The following is an 18,622-nucleotide window of genomic DNA, read 5'->3' as shown; positions in this document are numbered from 1 at the left end:
CGGGAACTTTAAGGGATTCAGGACGATTTCTTGACCGGCCGCTTCCAGCCGGCGATGCTGATCTGCTTGGCGCGCGATACGGTCAGCTGATGCTCCGGCGCGTCCTTGGTGAGCGTGGTGCCGGCAGCCAGCGTCGCGCCGCGGCCGACCCGCACCGGTGCCACCAGCTGCGTATCGGAACCGATGAAGACGTCGTCCTCGATGACGGTGCGATACTTGTTGGCGCCGTCGTAGTTGCAGGTGATCGTGCCAGCGCCCACATTGACCCGCTGGCCGATGTCCGCGTCGCCGACATAGGCCAGATGGTTGGCCTTGGAATGATTGTCTATGCGGCTGTTCTTGACCTCGACGAAATTGCCGATATGCACGTCCTCGCCGAGCCGCGTGCCGGGCCGGGTGCGGGCGTAGGGCCCGATCACGCAGGCATCGCCCATGCTCGTGTCCTCGATATGCGAGAACGGCGCGATGCGGGTACCCGCACCGATCACTGCATCACGCACCACGCAGTTGGCCCCGATGCGCACGCAATCGCCGAGCTCGACCCGGCCCTCGAACACGCAATTGACGTCGATCTCCACGTCCCGGCCGCAGACGAGTTCGCCGCGCACGTCGATACGCGACGGGTCGACCAGCGTGACGCCGTCGTCCATCAGGCGCAGCGCGATATTACGCTGATGCAGACGTTCGAGCTCGGCGAGCTGGCGCTTGCTGTTGACGCCCAGCGTCTCCCAGGCCGACGCCGGCTGGACCGTCGCAATGGCGACGCCATCCTCGACCGCGAGCGCGACGATGTCCGTCAGGTAATACTCGCGCTGGGCATTGTCGTTGCCGACCCGCGCGAGCCAGTCGCGCAGACGCGCGACCGGTGCGACCAGAATGCCGGTATTGACTTCGCGCACCTCGAGTTCGTGGGCGGTGGCATCCTTCTGTTCGACGATATGGGTGACTTCGCCGGCGGCGTTGCGCAGGATGCGTCCGTAGCCGCTTGGATCGTCCAGGATCACCGTCAGCAGCGCCAGCCTGTCGCCGGCGGCCGCGCGGCGCAGGGCCATCAGGGTATCGACGCCCATCAGCGGCACGTCGCCGTACAGCACCATTGCGACGTCGTCATCGGACAGCAGCGGAAGGGCCTGCTGCACCGCGTGCCCGGTGCCGAGCTGCGGTTCCTGTCGCGCCCACAACAGATCCGGCATGCCGAGGCACTCGCGCACGCTCTCGCCGCCATGTCCATAGACGACGCAGATACGCCGCGCGTCGAGTGCGCGGGCGGTGTCGACGACATGGCTGAGCATGGGCCTGCCGGCGAGCGGCTGCAGAACCTTGGGCAGGGCCGAACGCATTCGGGTGCCCTTGCCCGCAGCGAGAATCACGACTTCCATCTGCACTCCAGTGCGACGCAATTTGACGGCGATTCTAGCATGGCGCCTGCACCCTTCCCCGTGCATCCCGCCACGGAGACCGACACTTTGTCTTTATGCTGCAATGCAGCTAATCTATCATCGAACCTTAATACTTCGCCTTAAGCACAGGTACAATGAAATTGTTGCAACGCACACAAAGAGATCGCAAATGGACAAGACCATCATCCAGTACATCCAGAACCGCACGTTCGACGAGATCCAGGTCGGAGATCATGCACAGCTGATCCGCACGCTCCGGCCGGACGACATCCATCTGTTCGCGGTGATGTCCGGAGATGTGAATCCGACCCATGTGGACACCGAATACGCGCGCTCCAGCCAGTTTCGCGAAGTCGTCGGCCACAGCATGTGGGGCAGCACGCTTATTTCGTCGGTGCTGGGCACCGAATTTCCCGGTCCCGGCACCGTCTACGTGTCGCAGGGGCTCAACTTCTGGCGTCCGATCACGATCGGCGACACGCTCACGATCACGGTCACCTGCCGCCAGAAGTACGAGCACAACCATCACATCGTGTTCGACTGCCTGGCGGTCAATCAGGACGGGCTCAGGGTCATCGACGGGGTCGCCGAAGTGCAGGCGCCGACCGAAAAGGTCAAGCGTCCGCGCATGAACCTGCCGGAAGTGACGATTTCGGACCGGGAACTGCGCTACCGCCACCTGCTGTCGATCGCGTCCGGCCTGTCACCGATTCCGATGGCGGTTGCACACCCGTGCGACACCGAGTCGCTGCGCGGTCCGATCCAGGCGGCCGAGGCCGGGCTGATCGAACCTATCCTGGTCGGGCCGGAAGCCAGGATTCGCGCAATTGCGGAGGAGCAGGGACTCGACCTGCGCAGCTACCGCATCGTGGATGTGCCGCACAGCCATGCCGCGGCCGAGGCAGCGGTGGCGCTGTGCCGCGACGGCGGTATCGAGGCCCTGATGAAGGGTTCGCTGCATACCGACGAGTTGATGAGCGCGGTGGTATCGCGCGCCAGCGGGCTGCGCACCGGCCGCCGCATCAGCCACGTCTTCCTCGCGGACGTGCCGACCTATCCGCATCCGCTGATGATCACCGATGCCGCGATCAACATCGAGCCGTCGCTCGAGGTGAAGGTGGACATCGTGCAGAACGCGATCGATCTCGCGCACGTGCTCGGGCTGGCCGAACCCAAGGTCGCGATCCTGTCCGCAGTCGAAACCGTCACGTCGAAGCTGCGCTCCACGATCGACGCCGCATCGCTGTGCAAGATGGCCGACCGCGGCCAGATCAGGGGCGGTCTGCTCGACGGCCCGCTCGCCTTCGACAATGCGGTGTCGCTGGTCGCCGCCAAGACCAAGGGTCTGCGATCGGCGGTGGCGGGGAACGCCGACATCCTGGTGGTGCCCGACCTGGAGTCGGGCAACATGGTCGCAAAGCAGCTCGAGTATCTGGGCAATGCGCTGATGGCCGGGGTGGTGCTGGGCGCACGGGTTCCGATCGTGCTGACCAGCCGCGCCGACACCGCCGAGACCCGCGCGGCCTCCTGCGCGGTGGCACAGCTGATGGCGCACCGCAAGCGCGAGGCGATGATCTGATGCGTGCGGTGCTGGTTCTGAACGCGGGTTCGAGTAGCCTGAAGTTCGCGCTCTTTCCGATCGACCCGCAACTGGCCGAAAGGCCCGCGCTGTCCGGCCAGATCGAGGGCATCGGCGCGTCGCCCGAGATGAGCGCAAAATCCTCGGACGGTGTCCGCTACCGGGAGAACGTCCGCGTCTCGGGCGGACACGACGCGCAGCACAAGGATGCGCTCGACCACCTGTTCGGTTGGCTGTCGACGCACAGCCCGGAGCTCGAGATCATCGCGGCCGGCCATCGTGTGGTCCATGGGGGCGAATCGTACAGCGCGCCAGTGCTGCTCGACGACGCCGTGCTGGCCAGACTGGATACCTTCGTGCCGCTGGCTCCCTTGCACCAACCACACAATCTGCGCGCAGTGCGCGCAGTGTCGAGCCTGATGCCGTCCATCCCGCAGGTGGCCTGCTTCGACACGGCCTTTCACCGCACGCAGCCGCCGCTCGCGCAGGCCTTTGCGTTGCCGCGCGCAATCACGGCCGAGGGCGTGAAGCGCTATGGCTTTCATGGTCTGTCCTACGATTACGTGGCGCGACTGATGCCTCAGGTCATCGGTGAGCGTGCGCGTGGGGCCGTGGTCATCGCGCACCTCGGCAACGGCGCATCGATGTGCGCGCTACGCGAAGGCAGCAGCGTCGCATCCACGATGGGCTTCACTGCGGTCGAAGGGCTGATGATGGGCACCCGCAGCGGGAGCCTGGACCCCGGCGTCCTGCTCTATCTGATGGAACAGAAGGGCATGGACGCGAAGGCGCTGACCGACCTGCTGTACAAGCGATCCGGCCTGCTGGGCGTGTCGGGCATCAGCCAGGACATGCGCACGCTGCTGGCCAGCGACGCCCCCGAGGCGCACGAGGCGATCGAGCTGTTCTGCTACCGGATCGCTCGCGAACTCGGGTCGCTCGCCGCGGCGGCGCAGGGGCTGGACGCGCTGATCTTCACCGGCGGCATCGGCGAGCACGCCGCCCCGGTGCGCGCCAGGGTGGCCGCGATGTCGAGATGGCTGGGCATAGCCATCGACCCGGAGCTGAACGCGGCCCACGCCTCGCGCATCGATACGCCGGACAGCCGTGTCGCGGTCGCCGTCATGCCGACCAACGAGGAAGCCATGATCGCGCGCTACACTGTCGAACGACTCGACCTGGATTGAGTGAGCCCTTGGGCGGTTCGCCGTTCATCGTGGCAACACGCTTTCACCCATCAGGAACGCATCCACCTCGCGGGCGGCCAGTCGACCCTCGCGCAACACGGCCCGCAGGCCGTGTTCCACACTTGCCCGCCCTTGGGCGGTTCGCCGTTCATCGTGGCAACACGCTTTCACCCATCAGGAACGCATCCACCTCGCGGGCGGCCTGTCGACCCTCGCGAATCGCCCATACCACCAGGGACTGTCCGCGCCGCACATCGCCCGCGGCGAAGACCTTGGGCACGTTGGTCGTGTAACAGCCTTCACCATCGGTCGTCGCGTTCGCATTGCCGCGCTTGTCCTTCTCCACGCCGAACGCGTCGAGCACGCTGCCGACCGGATTCGTGAAACCCATCGCGAACAGCACCAGGTCGGCCTTGAGTTCGAAATCCGAACCGGGCACCTCGACCATGCGGCCATCCTTCCAGTCCAGTCGAACCGCGCGCAGCGCCTTGACCCTGCCGTTGTCGCCGATAAACTCCTTGGTGGCGACCGCGAAGTCGCGCTCGCAGCCTTCTTCGTGCGAGCTGGACGTACGCAGCTTGGTCGGCCAGTAGGGCCAGGTCAGTGCCTTGTCTTCCTGCTCGGGCGGCATCGGCATAAGCTCGAACTGCGTGACCGAGACCGCGCCGTGTCGATTGGAGGTGCCAACGCAGTCCGAGCCGGTATCGCCCCCGCCGATCACGACCACGTGCTTTCCGGTCGCGGAGATCGGGTTGGGGCGGCCACCCGCCACTTCCTTGTTCTGCGGAATCAGGAACTCGAGCGCGAAATGCACGCCATCGAGCTCGCGCCCCTGCACCGGCAGATCGCGCGGCACTTCGGCCCCGCCTGCCAGCACCACCGCATCGAACTCGGCCTGCAGGGTTTCGGCCCCGACCACCTCGGTCGCGTCATTGACGATACCGGCCGGCACGTCCTTGCTTCCGACCAGCACGCCGGTGCGGAAGGTCACACCTTCGGCCTGCATCTGCTCGATCCGACGATCGATCAGATGCTTTTCCATCTTGAAATCGGGAATACCGTAGCGCAGCAGGCCGCCAATGCGATCGTTCTTCTCGAACACGGTCACGTCGTGCCCGACCCGCGCCAGTTGCTGCGCCGCAGCCAGGCCCGCCGGACCGGAACCAACCACCGCGACCTTCTTGCCGGTCCGGGTCGCTGGCACCCGGGGCACCACCCAGCCTTCTTGCCAGGCCTTGTCGATGATCGCGTGCTCGATCGACTTGATGCCGACCGGGTCGTTGTTGATGTTCAGCGTGCAGGCAGCCTCGCACGGCGCCGGACAGATCCGCCCGGTGAACTCGGGAAAGTTGTTGGTCGAGTGCAGTACCTCGATCGCCTCGCGCCACTGGTTGCGATAAACGAGATCATTCCAGTCTGGAATGATGTTGTTCACCGGGCAACCACTGTTGCAGAACGGAATGCCGCAGTCCATGCAGCGCGCGCCCTGAACGGCCGCCTCCGCGTCAGTCAGGCGGAGGACGAACTCCCTGTACTTCTTGACCCGCTCCTGTACAGGCTCGTAGGCCTCGGACAGACGCTGATACTCCAGAAATCCGGTTGGCTTTCCCATCTCTATGCGGCCTCCAGTTGACTCTGACGCTGTCCGGCCATTTCGGACAGCGCGCGACGGTATTCATGCGGCATCACCTTCACGAACCTGGCGCGGAAGGTACTCCAGCTGTCCAGGATCTCGCGCGCACGCGCGCTGCCGGTGAAGCGCGCATGGCGCTCGATCAGCCCCTTCAGGATCAGCTCGTCGCCCATTTCAAGATGATCGATATCGACCCGGCCGAGCGACTCGAGTTCGTCGCCCGACTCCGATCCCTTGCGCGCCTCGAGTTCGTCCGGCAACGGTTCGAGCGCAACCTGAGCCATGTTGCAGCGCGTCTCGAAATCGCCGGTCTCGTCGAGCACGTAGGCCACACCGCCCGACATGCCGGCCGCGAAGTTGCGACCGGTCTGTCCAAGCACGACCACGGTACCGCCGGTCATGTACTCGCAACCATGGTCACCGACTCCCTCGACCACCGCGGTCGCCCCCGAGTTGCGCACCGCGAAGCGCTCGCCCCCGACGCCGGCAAAATAGACCTCGCCCTCGGTCGCGCCGTACAGCACGGTGTTGCCAATGATGATGTTGTCGGTGGTGGCACCACGGAACTCGGCCTGCGGGCGTACGATGATGCGGCCGCCCGACAAACCCTTGCCGACATAGTCGTTGCCTTCGCCGACCAGTTCGAGCGTGATGCCCCTCGCGAGGAAGGCGCCGAAACTCTGGCCCGCGGTACCGGTGAGCTTCACACGGATGGTGCTGTCCGGCAGCCCGGCATGGCCGTAGCGCGCCGCGACGCGGCCGGACAGCATCGCGCCGACGGTACGGTTGATGTTGCGCACCGGCACATCGATCGTGACCTTCTCGCCATGCTCCAGCGCGGGGGCGGCTAGCGCGATGAGCTCGTTGTCCAGCGCCTTGGCCAGGCCGTGGTCCTGCGCTTCGACATGCAGGCGCGGCACATTCGACGGCACGTTGGGGCGATAGAAGATGCGGCTGTAGTCCAGCCCGCGCGCCTTCCAGTGTTCGATGCCCTTCCTCATGTCGAGCAGGTCGGCCCGTCCGATCAGCTCGTCGAACTTGCGAATGCCCAGTTGCGCCATCAGTTCGCGCACCTCCTCCGCAACGAAGAAGAAGAAATTCACGACATGCTCGGGCTGGCCGGTGAACTTGCTGCGTAGCACCGGATCCTGGGTCGCGACCCCGACCGGGCAGGTATTGAGGTGGCACTTGCGCATCATGATGCAGCCCTCGACCACCAGCGGTGCGGTGGCGAAACCGAACTCATCGGCACCGAGCAGCGCGCCGATCACCACGTCACGGCCGGTCTTGACCTGGCCGTCCACCTGCACCCGGATACGACTGCGCAGACGGTTGAGCACCAGAGTCTGCTGGGTTTCGGCCAGACCGAGTTCCCACGGGGAGCCGGCATGCTTGATCGACGACCAGGGGCTCGCGCCAGTGCCGCCGTCATGGCCGGCGATGACGACGTGATCCGCCTTGGCCTTGGCCACCCCTGCCGCGACGGTGCCGACCCCGATCTCGGACACGAGCTTGACCGACACGTCGGCCTCGGGATTGGCGTTCTTAAGGTCGTGAATAAGCTGCGCCAGGTCCTCGATCGAATAGATGTCGTGGTGCGGCGGCGGCGAGATCAGACCGACGCCCGGCACCGAATGGCGCAGGAAGCCAATGTACTCGGACACCTTGTGACCGGGCAACTGACCGCCCTCGCCCGGCTTCGCGCCCTGGGCCATCTTGATCTGCAGCTGGTCGGCATTGACCAGGTACTCGGCGGTGACGCCGAAGCGCCCGGATGCGACCTGCTTGATCGCCGAGCGCAGGCTGTCGCCGACTTGCAGATCCAGGTCTCGGGCGACCCGACTCTCGCCGATGACTTGCGCCAGGCTGGTCGCTCGGGTGATCGGCTTGTAGCGCATCGGATCCTCACCACCTTCGCCGGTGTTCGACTTGCCGCCGATCCGGTTCATCGCAACCGCGAGCGTGGTATGCGCCTCGGTGGAGATGGCGCCGAGTGATATCGCACCGGTGGCGAAACGCTTCACGATCTCCTTGGCGGACTCGACTTCGTCGAGCGGCACGGGGGGGCCGGCTGGCTTCAGCTCGAACAGTCCCCGCAGCGTCATGTGACGGCGCGTCTGGTCGTTGATCAGCTTCGCATATTCCTTGTACGAGTCGAACTTTCCGGAGCGGGTGGAGTGCTGGAGCTTCGCAATCGCGTCCGGCGTCCACATGTGCTCGTCGCCTCGGATGCGGAAAGCGTAGTCGCCGCCCGCGTCCAGCATGTTCGCCAGCACCGGGTCCGGACTGAAGGCCTTCTTGTGCAGCCTGATCACCTCCTCCATGATCTCGAACACACCGATGCCCTCGACCTGACTCCGCGTACCGGTGAAGTACTTGTCGCACAGCGCCTGCTGCAGACCGACCGCCTCGAAGATCTGCGCACCGGTATAGGACATGTAGGTGGAGATGCCCATCTTGGACATCACCTTCATCAGGCCCTTGCCGATCGCCTTGACGAAGTGCTTGACCGCGTTGTCAGCCTCTTCTGCACTGCCTGCAAGCTGCTGCAGCGTTTCCATCGCGAGATAGGGATGGACGGCCTCGGCACCGTAACCGCCGAGCACCGCGAAATGGTGGACTTCGCGCGCCGAACCGGTCTCGACCACCAGACCCGCACGGGTGCGCAGCCCCTTGGTCACCAGATGCTGGTGGATCGCGGACAGGGCCAGCAGCGCCGGAATGGCGACATGGCTCACATCGGTGTTGCGGTCCGACACGATCAGAATGTTGAAACCCTGCTCGACCGCATCCTCGGCCTCGGCGCACAGCGAGGCCAGCCGCGCCTCGACGCCTTCGTTGCCCCAGTCGACCGGGTAGCAGATGTCGAGCACCGCGGAGCGGAACCTGTTCTTGGTGTAACGGGCGATATCGCGGATCTTCGCCATCTCGTCGAAGTCGAGCACCGGCTGCGAGACTTCGAGTCGGAACGGCGGATTGATCTCGTTGATCTCGAGCAGGTTCGGCCGTGGCCCGATGAAGGACACCAGTGACATCACCAGTTGCTCGCGGATCGGATCGATCGGCGGATTGGTGACCTGCGCGAACAACTGACGGAAATAGTTGTAGAGCGGCTTCTCCTTGTTCGACAGTACCGCCAGCGGGGAATCGTTGCCCATCGAGCCGGTGGCCTCCTCGCCCGCCTTGCCCATGGGCTCGAGGATGAACTTGATGTCCTCCTGTGTGTAGCCAAAGGCCTGCTGCCGATCGAGCAATGGGGTGTCGGTATGCGGCGGCTGCACGTCGGCCGACGCGGACACGCTATCGAGCTTGATGTTGATCCGGGACAGCCAGTCGGCATAGGGACGCGCGTTCGCAAGCGATGCCTTGAGCTCGGCGTCGTCGATGATGCGGCCCTGCTCCATGTCGATCAGGAACATCTTGCCCGGCTGCAGCCGCCATTTCTTCACGATTCGGCTGTCAGGGATCGGCAGCACACCGGATTCGGACGCCATCACGACAAGATCGTCGTCGGTGACCAGATAGCGGGCCGGACGCAGGCCGTTGCGGTCCAGCGTCGCCCCGATCTGGCGACCGTCGGTGAACGCCACCGCCGCCGGACCGTCCCAGGGCTCCATCATCGCCGCATGGTATTCGTAGAATGCGCGACGCCGCTCGTCCATCTGCGTGTGCGACTCCCAGGCTTCGGGAATCATCATCATCATTGCCTGCGCCATCGAATAGCCGCTCATCACCAACAGCTCGAGCGCATTGTCGAATGAGGCGGAGTCCGACTGACCCGGGTAGATCAGCGGCCAGATCTTCTCCAGATCGGCCCCGAGCAACGGCGACGATACGCCCTTCTCGCGCGCGCGCATCCAGTTGTAGTTGCCGCGCAGGGTGTTGATCTCGCCGTTGTGTGCGATGTAGCGGAACGGATGGGCCAGATTCCACCGCGGAAAGGTGTTGGTCGAGAAGCGCTGGTGCACCAGCGCGAGCGCCGACACCGCGCGCGGATCGACCAGGTCGAGGTAATAGTCGCCCACCTGCGTGGCCAGCAGCAGGCCCTTGTAGTTCACCGTGCGCGTGGACATCGACACGAAGTAGAACTCCTGCCCGTACTTGAGCTTGAGCGCCATGATCGCGTTCGCGCCACGCCGGCGCGCGACGAACAGCTTGCGCTCGAGCGCCTCGGGTACCATCACGTCCGGGCCGCGGCCGACGAAGATCTGCCGGATCACCGGCTCGGTCTTCTTGACCGCCGGGGACATCGGCATGTCGGGATTGACCGGCACGTTGCGCCATCCGAGCACGACCTGCCCCTCGGCCCGCACAGCACGCTCGATCTCCTCTTCACAGGCCAGACGCGAGGCGCGTTCCTTGGGCATGAACACCATCCCGACGCCATACTCGCCCGGGGCCGGCAGGGTCACGCCCCGGGTCGCCATGTCCTCGCGATAGAGTCGATCCGGGATCTGGATCAGGATGCCGGCACCGTCGCCCTGCAGCGGGTCCGCGCCGACTGCGCCACGGTGGTCCAGATTCTTCAGGATTTCCAGCCCCTGAAGAATGATTTGATGACTCTTGTCGCCCTTGATGTGGGCAACAAAACCCACGCCACAGGCATCGTGTTCGTTCGCCGGGTCGTAAAGACCTTGCTTCAGGGGCTGATCCATCACGCTCTTCCTCAACACTACTCATTGCCGGCCATCGCCGGAGGGCACGGGCGGCCAAAAAACCGCGAACAAATCACAAGCAAAATACGCACCAAAAAAGCGCCCGGGCCAAAAAAAACCGGACTCACCTGGTCCGGCTCGAGAATCGGCAGGTGCTCACACACACGGCCTCACCCCATTGTTTCAGGCGGGTGGACGAATATACGCCCGACAAACCGCTGATTCAAGTTTTTTTGGGCTGCGGTAAACCTATGATGAATCAATGAATTTCGCCGACCGCAAAGAGCCGGCTGTGCTCCTTGATCGCGTACCGGTCGGTCATTCCAGCGATATAGTCGGCGATCGCGCGCGCCTTGTCGGTTCTGGCGCGCATCTGATACTGCGGCGGCAGCAGGCGAGGATCGGCCATGAAGGCTTCGAACAGATCGGAAATGATGCGTCGCGCCTTGTCGGTCATGCGCAGCACCTGATAGTGCCAGTAGAGATTGTCGCGCAGGAAGCGCTTCAGGGACTTCATCATCGGTTCGAAGCGGGCCGAATGCGAAACCAGCCGCGGTGCGCACCGAACTTGTGCAAGGCTGCACACATTCTGTGCATCGATGTTCTGTCGGGTGGTTTCGATCAGATCGAGCGCCATCGCATTGATCATGCGGCGGATGGTCTCGTGAATCAGCCGCCGCCCGCCCAGCGCCGGCCATTGCACCTCGACCTCACGACGTTTCTCGACGAAGATCTCCACCGCATCGAGTTGCTCCAGCGTGATCAGCCCGGAGCGCAGGCCGTCATCGATATCGTGATTGTTGTATGCGATTTCGTCGGCCAGATTGGCCAACTGGGCCTCGAGCGAAGGCTGGGTACCTTCGATGAAGCGCCGTCCGAGCTCGCCCAGTTGCTCGGCATGGGCTCTGGAGCAGTGCTTCAGGATGCCTTCGCGCGTCTCGAAGGTCAGGTTCAGGCCGTCGAAGGCGGCATAATGTTCTTCGAGCGCGTCGACCGTGCGCAGCGACTGCAGGTTGTGCTCGAACCCACCGTGGGGTTTCATGCACTGATTCAGTGCATCCTGTCCGGCATGGCCGAATGGTGTATGTCCGAGATCGTGCGCAAGCGCAATCGCCTCGGCCAGATCCTCGTTCAGGCCCAGCGCCCGCGCGATGCTGCGGGTGATCTGAGCGACCTCGATACTGTGCGTCAGGCGGGTGCGGAACAGATCGCCCTCATGATTCACGAAAACCTGGGTCTTGTACTCGAGCCGACGAAATGCGGTGGAATGTACGACACGGTCGCGATCGCGTTGAAACTCGCTGCGGACACCGGGTGGCGGCTCGGGATGCAGGCGCCCGCGCGAATTGTGCTCGGTAACCGCGTAGGATGCGAGCGCAGTCATGTCGAACACTCGGCGATCGCCGCCGAAATGTCTTCGACGCGCGCATCGCCGTGGATGACCGACCTGCCGATGGCCCTCAGCAACACGAGACGCAAGCGACCGCCCTCGACCTTCTTGTCACCCGCCATCAACGCGTGGTATCGCTCGACCGGCAGATCCGGCCCGGTCACCGGCAGGCCCGCCCGCTCGTGCAGGGCACGGATACGGGCCACGTCTGCATCATTCAGCCACCCAAGCCGTCGCGACAGCGCAGCCGCCATCATCGTGCCCGCTGCGACCGCCTCGCCATGCAGCCACTGGCCATAGCCCATCCCCGCCTCGATCGCATGGCCGAAGGTGTGGCCCAGATTCAGCAGCGCACGCTCGCCACGCTCGGTTTCGTCGGCGGCCACCACTTCCGCCTTGTTCGCGCAGGACCGCTCGATCGCGTAGGACAAGGCCTCGGTGTCGCGTAGCCTGAGCCGGTCGATGTGTGCCTCGAGCCACTCGAAGAAGGCCGGATCGCGGATCAGTCCGTACTTGATCACTTCCGCCAGTCCGGCCGAGAGTTCACGATCGGGCAGGGTGTCCAGCGTGTCGATGTCGGCCAGCACAAGGCGCGGCTGGTAGAAGGCACCGATCATGTTCTTGCCCAGCGGGTGATTGATCGCGGTCTTGCCGCCAACCGAGGAGTCGACCTGCGACAGCAGGGTGGTCGGAATCTGGATGAAGGGCATGCCGCGCTGATAGGTCGCCGCCGCGAAGCCCCCCATGTCGCCGATCACACCGCCACCGAGCGCGATCAGCGTCGTCGACCGCTCGCAGCGCTCGCGCAGCAGCGCGTCGTAGATCAGGTTCAGTGTCGTCCAGTCCTTGTGCTCCTCCCCGTCAGGCAGGACGACCGCCATGCTCGCGACCCCGCCCTGCTCGAGCACGGTCCGCAGGCGGTCCAGATAAAGAGGGGCGACCACATCGTTGGTCACGATCGCGACCCGCGACGTCGTCAGGGCCGCCGTGAGCAGTTCGACGGCATCGAGCAGTCCCCGGCCGATATGGATCGGGTAACTACGCACGCCGAGATCAAGATTCAATGTTCGCATCGTCATTTCGCAGGAACCGTGGGAGACGGGCTATGCGACACCGTAGCTGAGTTTCAGCGCCCGGGCTCGGACGAAGGTGTCTCGGGATGCCCTCCGGCCCGCCGTTTCCGGTATTCCTCGATCGCCCTGTCCACCTGTTTGACCATTCCACCGGGACTGCCCCGTCCGCCCTCGACGATCACATGCGCGATCTCGCGATAGAGCGGATCGCGCTCATGATATAGCGCTTCGATACGCTGGCGTGGATTCGGGACCTGTAACAGCGGGCGATTACGGTCATGCCGGGTGCGCTCCCACAGGACCTTGGGCGGCACATCCAGGTAGACGACCAGGGCACGTTCGTGCAAGAGCGTGCGATTTTCGGGGTTGAGCACCACGCCACCGCCGGTCGCAAGAACCAGCCCGGGTTCGCGGGTAAGTTCATCCAGCAACTGGGACTCTCGACGCCGGAATCCAGCCTCGCCCTCGATCTCGAAAATCGTCGCAACGCTGACGCCGGTCCGCGCCACGAGTTCCTGATCGCAATCGAGGAAGCGCAAGGAATGACGACGGGCGTATTCGCGCCCGACGGTCGTCTTTCCGGCACCCATCATGCCCACCAGAATGACGGGCGTCTCAGGCAAACCCGGTCTCTCGTCAGCTGCGATTCGACAGCGCGTCCGGCACTGCGCCCGCCATCACCGCAAGGTCAGCGAGTCGGCCACGATCCTCGGCGTGATGAAGATCAGCAGTTCGCGTGTCGCCTTGAAGTCGGAATTCACTCTGAACAGCGGCCCGAGCACCGGCAGGTCGCCCAGGAACGGTACCTTGTCGATGTTGTTGGTGTCTTCTTCCTCGAAGATGCCGCCGATCACGACGGTACCGCCGTTCTCGACCAGCACCTCGGTCTCGACGCTCTTGGTATCGATGGGCGGATTGCCGAGGATACTTCTGGAGAAATCGGCCCGGTCCTTGTTGACGACGACCCGCATCTGCACCCTGCCGTCGGGCGTGATCTGCGGACGGACGGTCAGGGACAGCACCGCATCCTTGAACTCGACCGTCGCGGGATCGTTTGCCGACGACGGCGTCACGAACGGAATCTCCTGACCTTGCCGGATCGTGGCCTCGACCTGGTTGGCGGTCAGCACACGCGGGCTCGAAATCACGCGGCCGCGCTGGTCTGATTCGAGTGCAGCGACCTCGAGTGTCAGGAACTTGGTGGCCGCCGCGTTGAACAGGCTGAACGCGAAGCTAGAGAAGTCGGTGACCGGCGTCGACCCGCCGCTCGAGACCCCGGTGCCGGTCAGGAAGCCGTTCGTGAATTCACCGGGGCGAATCCGCGGCCCGCCCGCGAGGTCACCCGGAGCCCGGGGCACGCGAGTGTCGCCGAACCGCAAACGCACACCGAGATCCTGCGCGAACCCCTTGTTCGCCTCGACGATCCGGGCTTCGATCAGGACCTGGCGCGGCGCGATGTCGATCTCCTGGATGAGCCCGCGAATCGCATCGAGCCGGGACCCCACGTCGGTGACGAACAATTTGTTGCTGCGCTCATCGAACACGACGCTGCCGCGCGGCGACAGGACCGTCTGCTCCCGATTCTGCAGAAACTCGGTGATCTCGCTTGCCCGGTGGTAGTTCACCTGGAAGCTCTCGGTCTGCAATTGCTCGAGATCGGCGACCTGCGCGAGCGCTTCCAGTTGCAGTTTCTCACGCGTCGCAAGCTCCTCGGCGGGTGCGATCCAGATCACATTGCCGGTCTTGCGCATGTCCAGACCCTTGGCCTGCAGGATGATGTCCAGCGCCTGATCCCAGGGCACATCCTTCAGACGCAGCGTCAGATTGCCCTGAACCGAGTCACTGGTCACGATATTGAAATCGGTGAAGTCCGCGATCACCTGCAACACCGAGCGCACATCGACGTTCTGGAAATTCAGCGACAGCTTGTCGCCGGCGAACTCGCCCCTGCGCGCGCCCTGAACCAGCCGGTTCGGCTCTTCCACGACGCGCCTGACCTCGAGCACGAACTGGGTGTCGCTCTGGTAAGCGTTGTGCTCCCACAGGCCATTCGGTGTCACGACGAGCCGCACGCTCTTGCCATGCGGTTGAGCGACCATCGACGTGACCGGCGTTCCGAAGTCGGTTACATCCGAACGGCGATGCAGATGCTCAGGCAGATAGGTGTCCAGCAGTTCGACCACCAGATTGGAGCCCTGCCGGCGGATGTCGATGCCGGTATCGGCGCTGGCGAGTTGCACCACGATCCGCCCCTCGCCATCCACTCCGCGACGGAACTGGATGTCCTGCACGCTCTGAACATCAGCCCCTGCTGAGGCGGTCGGGACGGAGAAGGTCGCCATCGCCTGAGATACCTGCGTACTCGCGGCGACTTCGCGTGCAACAGGCGACAACGAAATGATGACGTCACGCCCTTCGACGCGGGTTTCGTAGGGCGAGACCCGGTTCAGGTTCAGGACGAGCCGCGTCCTGTCCCCCGCTTGGACGATGTTGGCGCTGCGCAGGTCACCCTGATTGATCTCCTGCTGCGTTCTTCCGAGCGCATTCGCGGTCGCGGGAAAGTCGAACGCGATTCTTGCGGGATTCGCGATGCTGAAGCTCGCAGGTGGGGCAGCCAATGCCTCACTTAAGGTCAGACGCACGAACAGGGCCCCGCCCTGTTCGGCGACCTGCAGATTCTCGATCCGGTTCAGCGCCTCCTGCGCCTGGGTTTCGGCGGTCTGGGCCAAAGCGACGGGAATCGGCGCGGCGAACACGGACAGGGCCGCGACCAGCGACAGCATGGTTTTTCGTTTCATCATCGGACTCCTACCGCTCCACCAACCGCAACTGGCTGACGCGCTCCACCCAGTCACCTTCTAAGTTCTGAACCAGTTCCTTGAGCAGGATCTCGCTTTCCTGAATGTCGGTCACCACACCATGATCCTGTCCCATGTAATTGCCGACCCTGACCTGGTGCAACAGGCCTGCAACGGCGACGATCCCCTCGATCTTGCCTTCCTGCATCAACACTCCGACCATGGACAGCGATTCGAGCGGATAGGCCTCGAGCGGTTCACGCGGACGATCGAGATCCGGCCCCCCGGAAACCGTAGCGGTCGGCTCGGGTTCGATCCGGCTGAGATCGAACGGGTCGAGTGCGTCGGCCGGGACAGTGTAGGCCGCGACCGGAAAGGACTTCATTTCGGGCAGCGGCTCGATGCCACCCGTCATGCCCCGCTCCTGCGCGACCATCCAGCCACGCAGATCCTCTTCCTCGACCGTGCAGGCGACCAACGCCAGTCCGCTCAATGCGATCAGTAGATGCTTTGTCATCGTCTCCGCCCCTGCGCACCCTGAGCCTGCTGCCTTTGCTGGGCGAGCTCTTCCTCATCGAGGTAACGGTACGTGATCGCCTTGGCATCGAACACCAGGTTATTGTCGTCCCGCTTGCTCAACGAGATGTTGCTGAGCGTCACGATCCTCGACATGCGTGCAACATCGGTCACGAACTCACCCAGATCGTGATACGCGCCGACGACGCGTATGTCGATCGGCATCTCGGCGTAGAAATCCCGCACGACATCGCTGCCGGGCTTGAACAGATCGAATTGCAGGCCCCGCCCCAGACCGGCCTGGTTGATCTCCGCCAGCAGGGAGTCCATCTCGGCACGGTTGGGCAGCTGTTTCACCAGCGCGCCGAACTGCCGATTGGTCTCATCGAGCTGTTGCCGATACTCGTTCAGGTTGATGGCCTGACGCTTCTTGGACCCCCAGTCCTGACGCAACTGGATTTCTTCGGCCTGACGACGCTCAAGCAGTTCCACCTGCCCGCGCCAGTCGAACCACCACACTGCCGCCACCGTGGCGACCAGCAGCACGAAGAACACGGCGACCCTGGGCGCGGTCGGCCAGTTGCCCGGTTCGTTCGCATCGAGCCCCTGGAAGTCCTGCGCGAGCCGATTGAGGTCGAATTTCGGCTGGGCGTCTTTTCGATTCCTCTTCATTTCGGCGACACCTCGGCTTCGCTGTCAGTGGGCCTGACCAGACTGACGTTGAGCGTGAACTCGCTGACCCGGCGATTATTCACCACTGCGGACTTCACCTCCACCAGACCCGGTTGCGCAATATACGGAGAGTTCTCCAGGCTGCGCATCAGATGCGAAACCCGCGCGTTCGACTGGGCATGCCCGGTCAGCGTGACCCTGGCCCCCTGCTGCTTGACCGTGTTCAGTCGAATCCCCTCGGGCAATCCCAGCACCAGTTCGTTGAACAGATTGACGATGTCCGACCGGTTGCCCTGAAGCGACTCGATCACCTGCTTGCGCGACAACAAGGCCTCGATCTGATGGCGCAGGTCGCGTATCTCGGCAATCTCCCGATCCAGTTTGGCGATCTCCGCCTTGAAGAAATCGTTCTTGCGCTCCTGCCGCTCGATATTCCCCGCCATATATATATGGCCTGCGAAACCAATCGCGAGGCCGAGCACGATCATCAGCAGCGAGACCGCGAAGAACTCTTTGCGGCGCTCGCGCCGTTTTTGCTCCCGATGTGGAAGCAGGTTGATGCGGATCATGGATCAAATCTCCTGAGCGCCAATCCGCATGCAACCATCAGGCAGGGCGCATCGGAAATCAGATTCTTGGGCCGGACTTTCGACGACAGCGACATTTTCGCGAACGGATTGGCCACCGCCGTCTGCACCTGGGTCCGCCCGGCGACCACATCGACAAGGCCCGGCATGACCGCACATCCGCCGGCGAGCACGATGAAATCGACCTCGTTGTACTGTGTCGAGGTAAAGAAGAACTGCAACGCGCGGGAGATCTCGAGTGCGACACTGTCCATGAACGGGCGCATCAGATCCCGCTCGTAATCATCCGGCAACCCCCCGCTTCGCTTGGCAGCTTCGGCCTCGTCGACACTCATGCCGTACTGGCGCGCCACGTCCTGGGTCAGCTTGGCACCACCAATCGCCTGCTCGCGCGCATAGATCTGCTTGCCGTCACGCAGGATGGATACGCTCATCGCACTCGCGCCGATGTCAACGAGCGCGACGATCTTGCCCTTGGCGCCATCCGCCAACTGGCGACTGACGAAGTCGAATGCAGCTTCGGCCGCAAACGACTCGACATCCATTACAACTGCTTTCAGACCGGCGACCTCGGCCGCTGCTACCCTGTCCTCGACTTTCTCCTTTCGGGAAGCTGCGATCAGGACCTCGACATCGTTCGGATCGGCGGGCGACTGTCCGACGACCTGAAAATCCAGATTGACTTCATCGATCGCGAACGGAATGTACTGATTGGCTTCCGATTCGACCTGGAATTCCATCTCCTGCTCGCGCAGGCCGGCCGGGAGGATGATGCGCTTGGTGATCACGGCCGACGCAGGCAGCGCGACCGCGACCTGCTTGATGCCGGAGCCCATTCGCCGGACTGCGCGCTTGATGGCTTCTCCAACCCCTTCCAGATTGGTGATGTTGCCATCGACGACGGCGTCACGTGGGAGCGGCTCGATTGCATAGCGCTCGATGCGGTAGCCGTCCTTTTCGCCTCCGGACAACTCGACCAGCTTCACCGATGAAGATGAAATATCGAGTCCGGCCAACTGGCGCGCCCTGGGACGAAACAACTGGAAGTCAGTCACAAAGAAAATCCTTAAATTTCTTTATGTTAGGCGCAACATCTAATTTAGTGCATCAGATGCTAGCAACAAACCGGGGA

Annotated in this window: 13 protein-coding genes; 2 read left to right on the top strand and 11 right to left on the bottom strand. The window is 63.6% G+C overall.

Annotation, left to right across the window (positions count from 1 at the left end; genetic code table 11):
- Nucleotides 1-17 precede the first annotated feature (17 nt).
- The gene (gene glmU / locus ACKVEX_RS01190; RefSeq protein WP_473213847.1) at nt 18-1,379 is read right to left on the bottom strand and encodes a bifunctional UDP-N-acetylglucosamine diphosphorylase/glucosamine-1-phosphate N-acetyltransferase GlmU; all 1,362 of its coding nucleotides are present in this window, start codon (nt 1,377-1,379) and stop codon (nt 18-20) included.
- 190 nt (nt 1,380-1,569) lie between these two features.
- Here glmU and ACKVEX_RS01185 point away from each other — a divergent pair, with 190 nt between their 5' ends.
- Together ACKVEX_RS01185 and ACKVEX_RS01180 are read left to right on the top strand one after the other, a co-directional pair.
- Nucleotides 1,570-2,979, top strand: coding sequence for a bifunctional enoyl-CoA hydratase/phosphate acetyltransferase (locus ACKVEX_RS01185; RefSeq protein ID WP_473213846.1), 1,410 nt, complete (start codon nt 1,570-1,572; stop codon nt 2,977-2,979).
- The gene (locus ACKVEX_RS01180; RefSeq protein WP_473213845.1) at nt 2,979-4,166 is read left to right on the top strand and encodes an acetate/propionate family kinase; all 1,188 of its coding nucleotides are present in this window, start codon (nt 2,979-2,981) and stop codon (nt 4,164-4,166) included. The genes ACKVEX_RS01185 and ACKVEX_RS01180 overlap by 1 nt, the downstream gene beginning before the upstream one ends.
- A 148-nt stretch (nt 4,167-4,314) precedes the next feature.
- Here the strand turns inward: ACKVEX_RS01180 and ACKVEX_RS01175 are convergent, their stop codons facing one another.
- The 10 genes from ACKVEX_RS01175 to ACKVEX_RS01130 all read right to left on the bottom strand — a co-directional run bounded on the left by ACKVEX_RS01175 (nt 4,315) and on the right by ACKVEX_RS01130 (nt 18,545).
- Nucleotides 4,315-5,778: a glutamate synthase subunit beta gene (locus ACKVEX_RS01175; RefSeq protein ID WP_473213844.1), complete on the bottom strand. Its 1,464-nt coding sequence runs from the start codon at nt 5,776-5,778 to the stop codon at nt 4,315-4,317.
- Between the two features lie 2 nt (nt 5,779-5,780).
- A complete protein-coding gene (gene gltB / locus ACKVEX_RS01170; protein WP_473213843.1) occupies nt 5,781-10,454 on the bottom strand; it encodes a glutamate synthase large subunit in 4,674 nt (1,557 codons plus the stop codon).
- Between the two features lie 259 nt (nt 10,455-10,713).
- Complete coding sequence (locus tag ACKVEX_RS01165) at nt 10,714-11,838, bottom strand: deoxyguanosinetriphosphate triphosphohydrolase (RefSeq protein ID WP_473213842.1); 1,125 nt, start codon at nt 11,836-11,838, stop codon at nt 10,714-10,716.
- On the bottom strand, nt 11,835-12,917 hold the full coding sequence (gene aroB / locus ACKVEX_RS01160) for a 3-dehydroquinate synthase (protein ID WP_473213841.1): 1,083 nt from the start codon (nt 12,915-12,917) through the stop codon (nt 11,835-11,837). The genes ACKVEX_RS01165 and aroB overlap by 4 nt, the downstream gene beginning before the upstream one ends.
- Nucleotides 12,918-12,970: 53 nt before the next feature.
- Nucleotides 12,971-13,540, bottom strand: coding sequence for a shikimate kinase (locus ACKVEX_RS01155; protein ID WP_473213840.1), 570 nt, complete (start codon nt 13,538-13,540; stop codon nt 12,971-12,973).
- A 54-nt stretch (nt 13,541-13,594) separates the two neighbouring features.
- A complete protein-coding gene (locus tag ACKVEX_RS01150) occupies nt 13,595-15,715 on the bottom strand; it encodes a type IV pilus secretin PilQ (protein WP_473213839.1) in 2,121 nt (706 codons plus the stop codon).
- Nucleotides 15,716-15,725: 10 nt separating this feature from the next.
- The gene (locus ACKVEX_RS01145) at nt 15,726-16,232 is read right to left on the bottom strand and encodes a pilus assembly protein PilP (protein WP_473213838.1); all 507 of its coding nucleotides are present in this window, start codon (nt 16,230-16,232) and stop codon (nt 15,726-15,728) included.
- On the bottom strand, nt 16,229-16,903 hold the full coding sequence (locus tag ACKVEX_RS01140; RefSeq protein ID WP_473213837.1) for a type IV pilus inner membrane component PilO: 675 nt from the start codon (nt 16,901-16,903) through the stop codon (nt 16,229-16,231). The genes ACKVEX_RS01145 and ACKVEX_RS01140 overlap by 4 nt, the downstream gene beginning before the upstream one ends.
- Complete coding sequence (locus tag ACKVEX_RS01135) at nt 16,900-17,472, bottom strand: PilN domain-containing protein (RefSeq protein WP_473213836.1); 573 nt, start codon at nt 17,470-17,472, stop codon at nt 16,900-16,902. The genes ACKVEX_RS01140 and ACKVEX_RS01135 overlap by 4 nt, the downstream gene beginning before the upstream one ends.
- Nucleotides 17,469-18,545: a pilus assembly protein PilM gene (locus tag ACKVEX_RS01130; protein WP_473213835.1), complete on the bottom strand. Its 1,077-nt coding sequence runs from the start codon at nt 18,543-18,545 to the stop codon at nt 17,469-17,471. Before ACKVEX_RS01130 ends, ACKVEX_RS01135 begins: the two co-directional genes overlap by 4 nt.
- Nucleotides 18,546-18,622: the final 77 nt, after the last annotated feature.

Source organism: Denitraticella aggregata, from assembly GCF_048158365.1.
GTDB lineage: Bacteria > Pseudomonadota > Gammaproteobacteria > Burkholderiales > Rhodocyclaceae > Azoarcus_F.
Note: the sequence above shows the minus strand (reverse complement) of the source record. Positions and strands in the feature narration are given on the sequence as shown.

Bases quoted from the DNA above. Each gene is read 5' to 3' on its own strand.
- ACKVEX_RS01145 (WP_473213838.1), bottom strand. From the start codon at position 16,232: ATGACAAAGCATCTACTGATCGCATTGAGCGGACTGGCGTTGGTCGCC.
- glmU (WP_473213847.1), bottom strand. From the start codon at position 1,379: ATGGAAGTCGTGATTCTCGCTGCGGGCAAGGGCACCCGAATGCGTTCG.
- gltB (WP_473213843.1), bottom strand. From the start codon at position 10,454: ATGGATCAGCCCCTGAAGCAAGGTCTTTACGACCCGGCGAACGAACAC.
- ACKVEX_RS01175 (WP_473213844.1), bottom strand. From the start codon at position 5,778: ATGGGAAAGCCAACCGGATTTCTGGAGTATCAGCGTCTGTCCGAGGCC.
- aroB (WP_473213841.1), bottom strand. From the start codon at position 12,917: ATGCGAACATTGAATCTTGATCTCGGCGTGCGTAGTTACCCGATCCAT.
- ACKVEX_RS01140 (WP_473213837.1), bottom strand. From the start codon at position 16,903: ATGAAGAGGAATCGAAAAGACGCCCAGCCGAAATTCGACCTCAATCGG.
- ACKVEX_RS01185 (WP_473213846.1), top strand. From the start codon at position 1,570: ATGGACAAGACCATCATCCAGTACATCCAGAACCGCACGTTCGACGAG.
- ACKVEX_RS01150 (WP_473213839.1), bottom strand. From the start codon at position 15,715: ATGAAACGAAAAACCATGCTGTCGCTGGTCGCGGCCCTGTCCGTGTTC.
- ACKVEX_RS01165 (WP_473213842.1), bottom strand. From the start codon at position 11,838: ATGACTGCGCTCGCATCCTACGCGGTTACCGAGCACAATTCGCGCGGG.
- ACKVEX_RS01135 (WP_473213836.1), bottom strand. From the start codon at position 17,472: ATGATCCGCATCAACCTGCTTCCACATCGGGAGCAAAAACGGCGCGAG.
- ACKVEX_RS01180 (WP_473213845.1), top strand. From the start codon at position 2,979: ATGCGTGCGGTGCTGGTTCTGAACGCGGGTTCGAGTAGCCTGAAGTTC.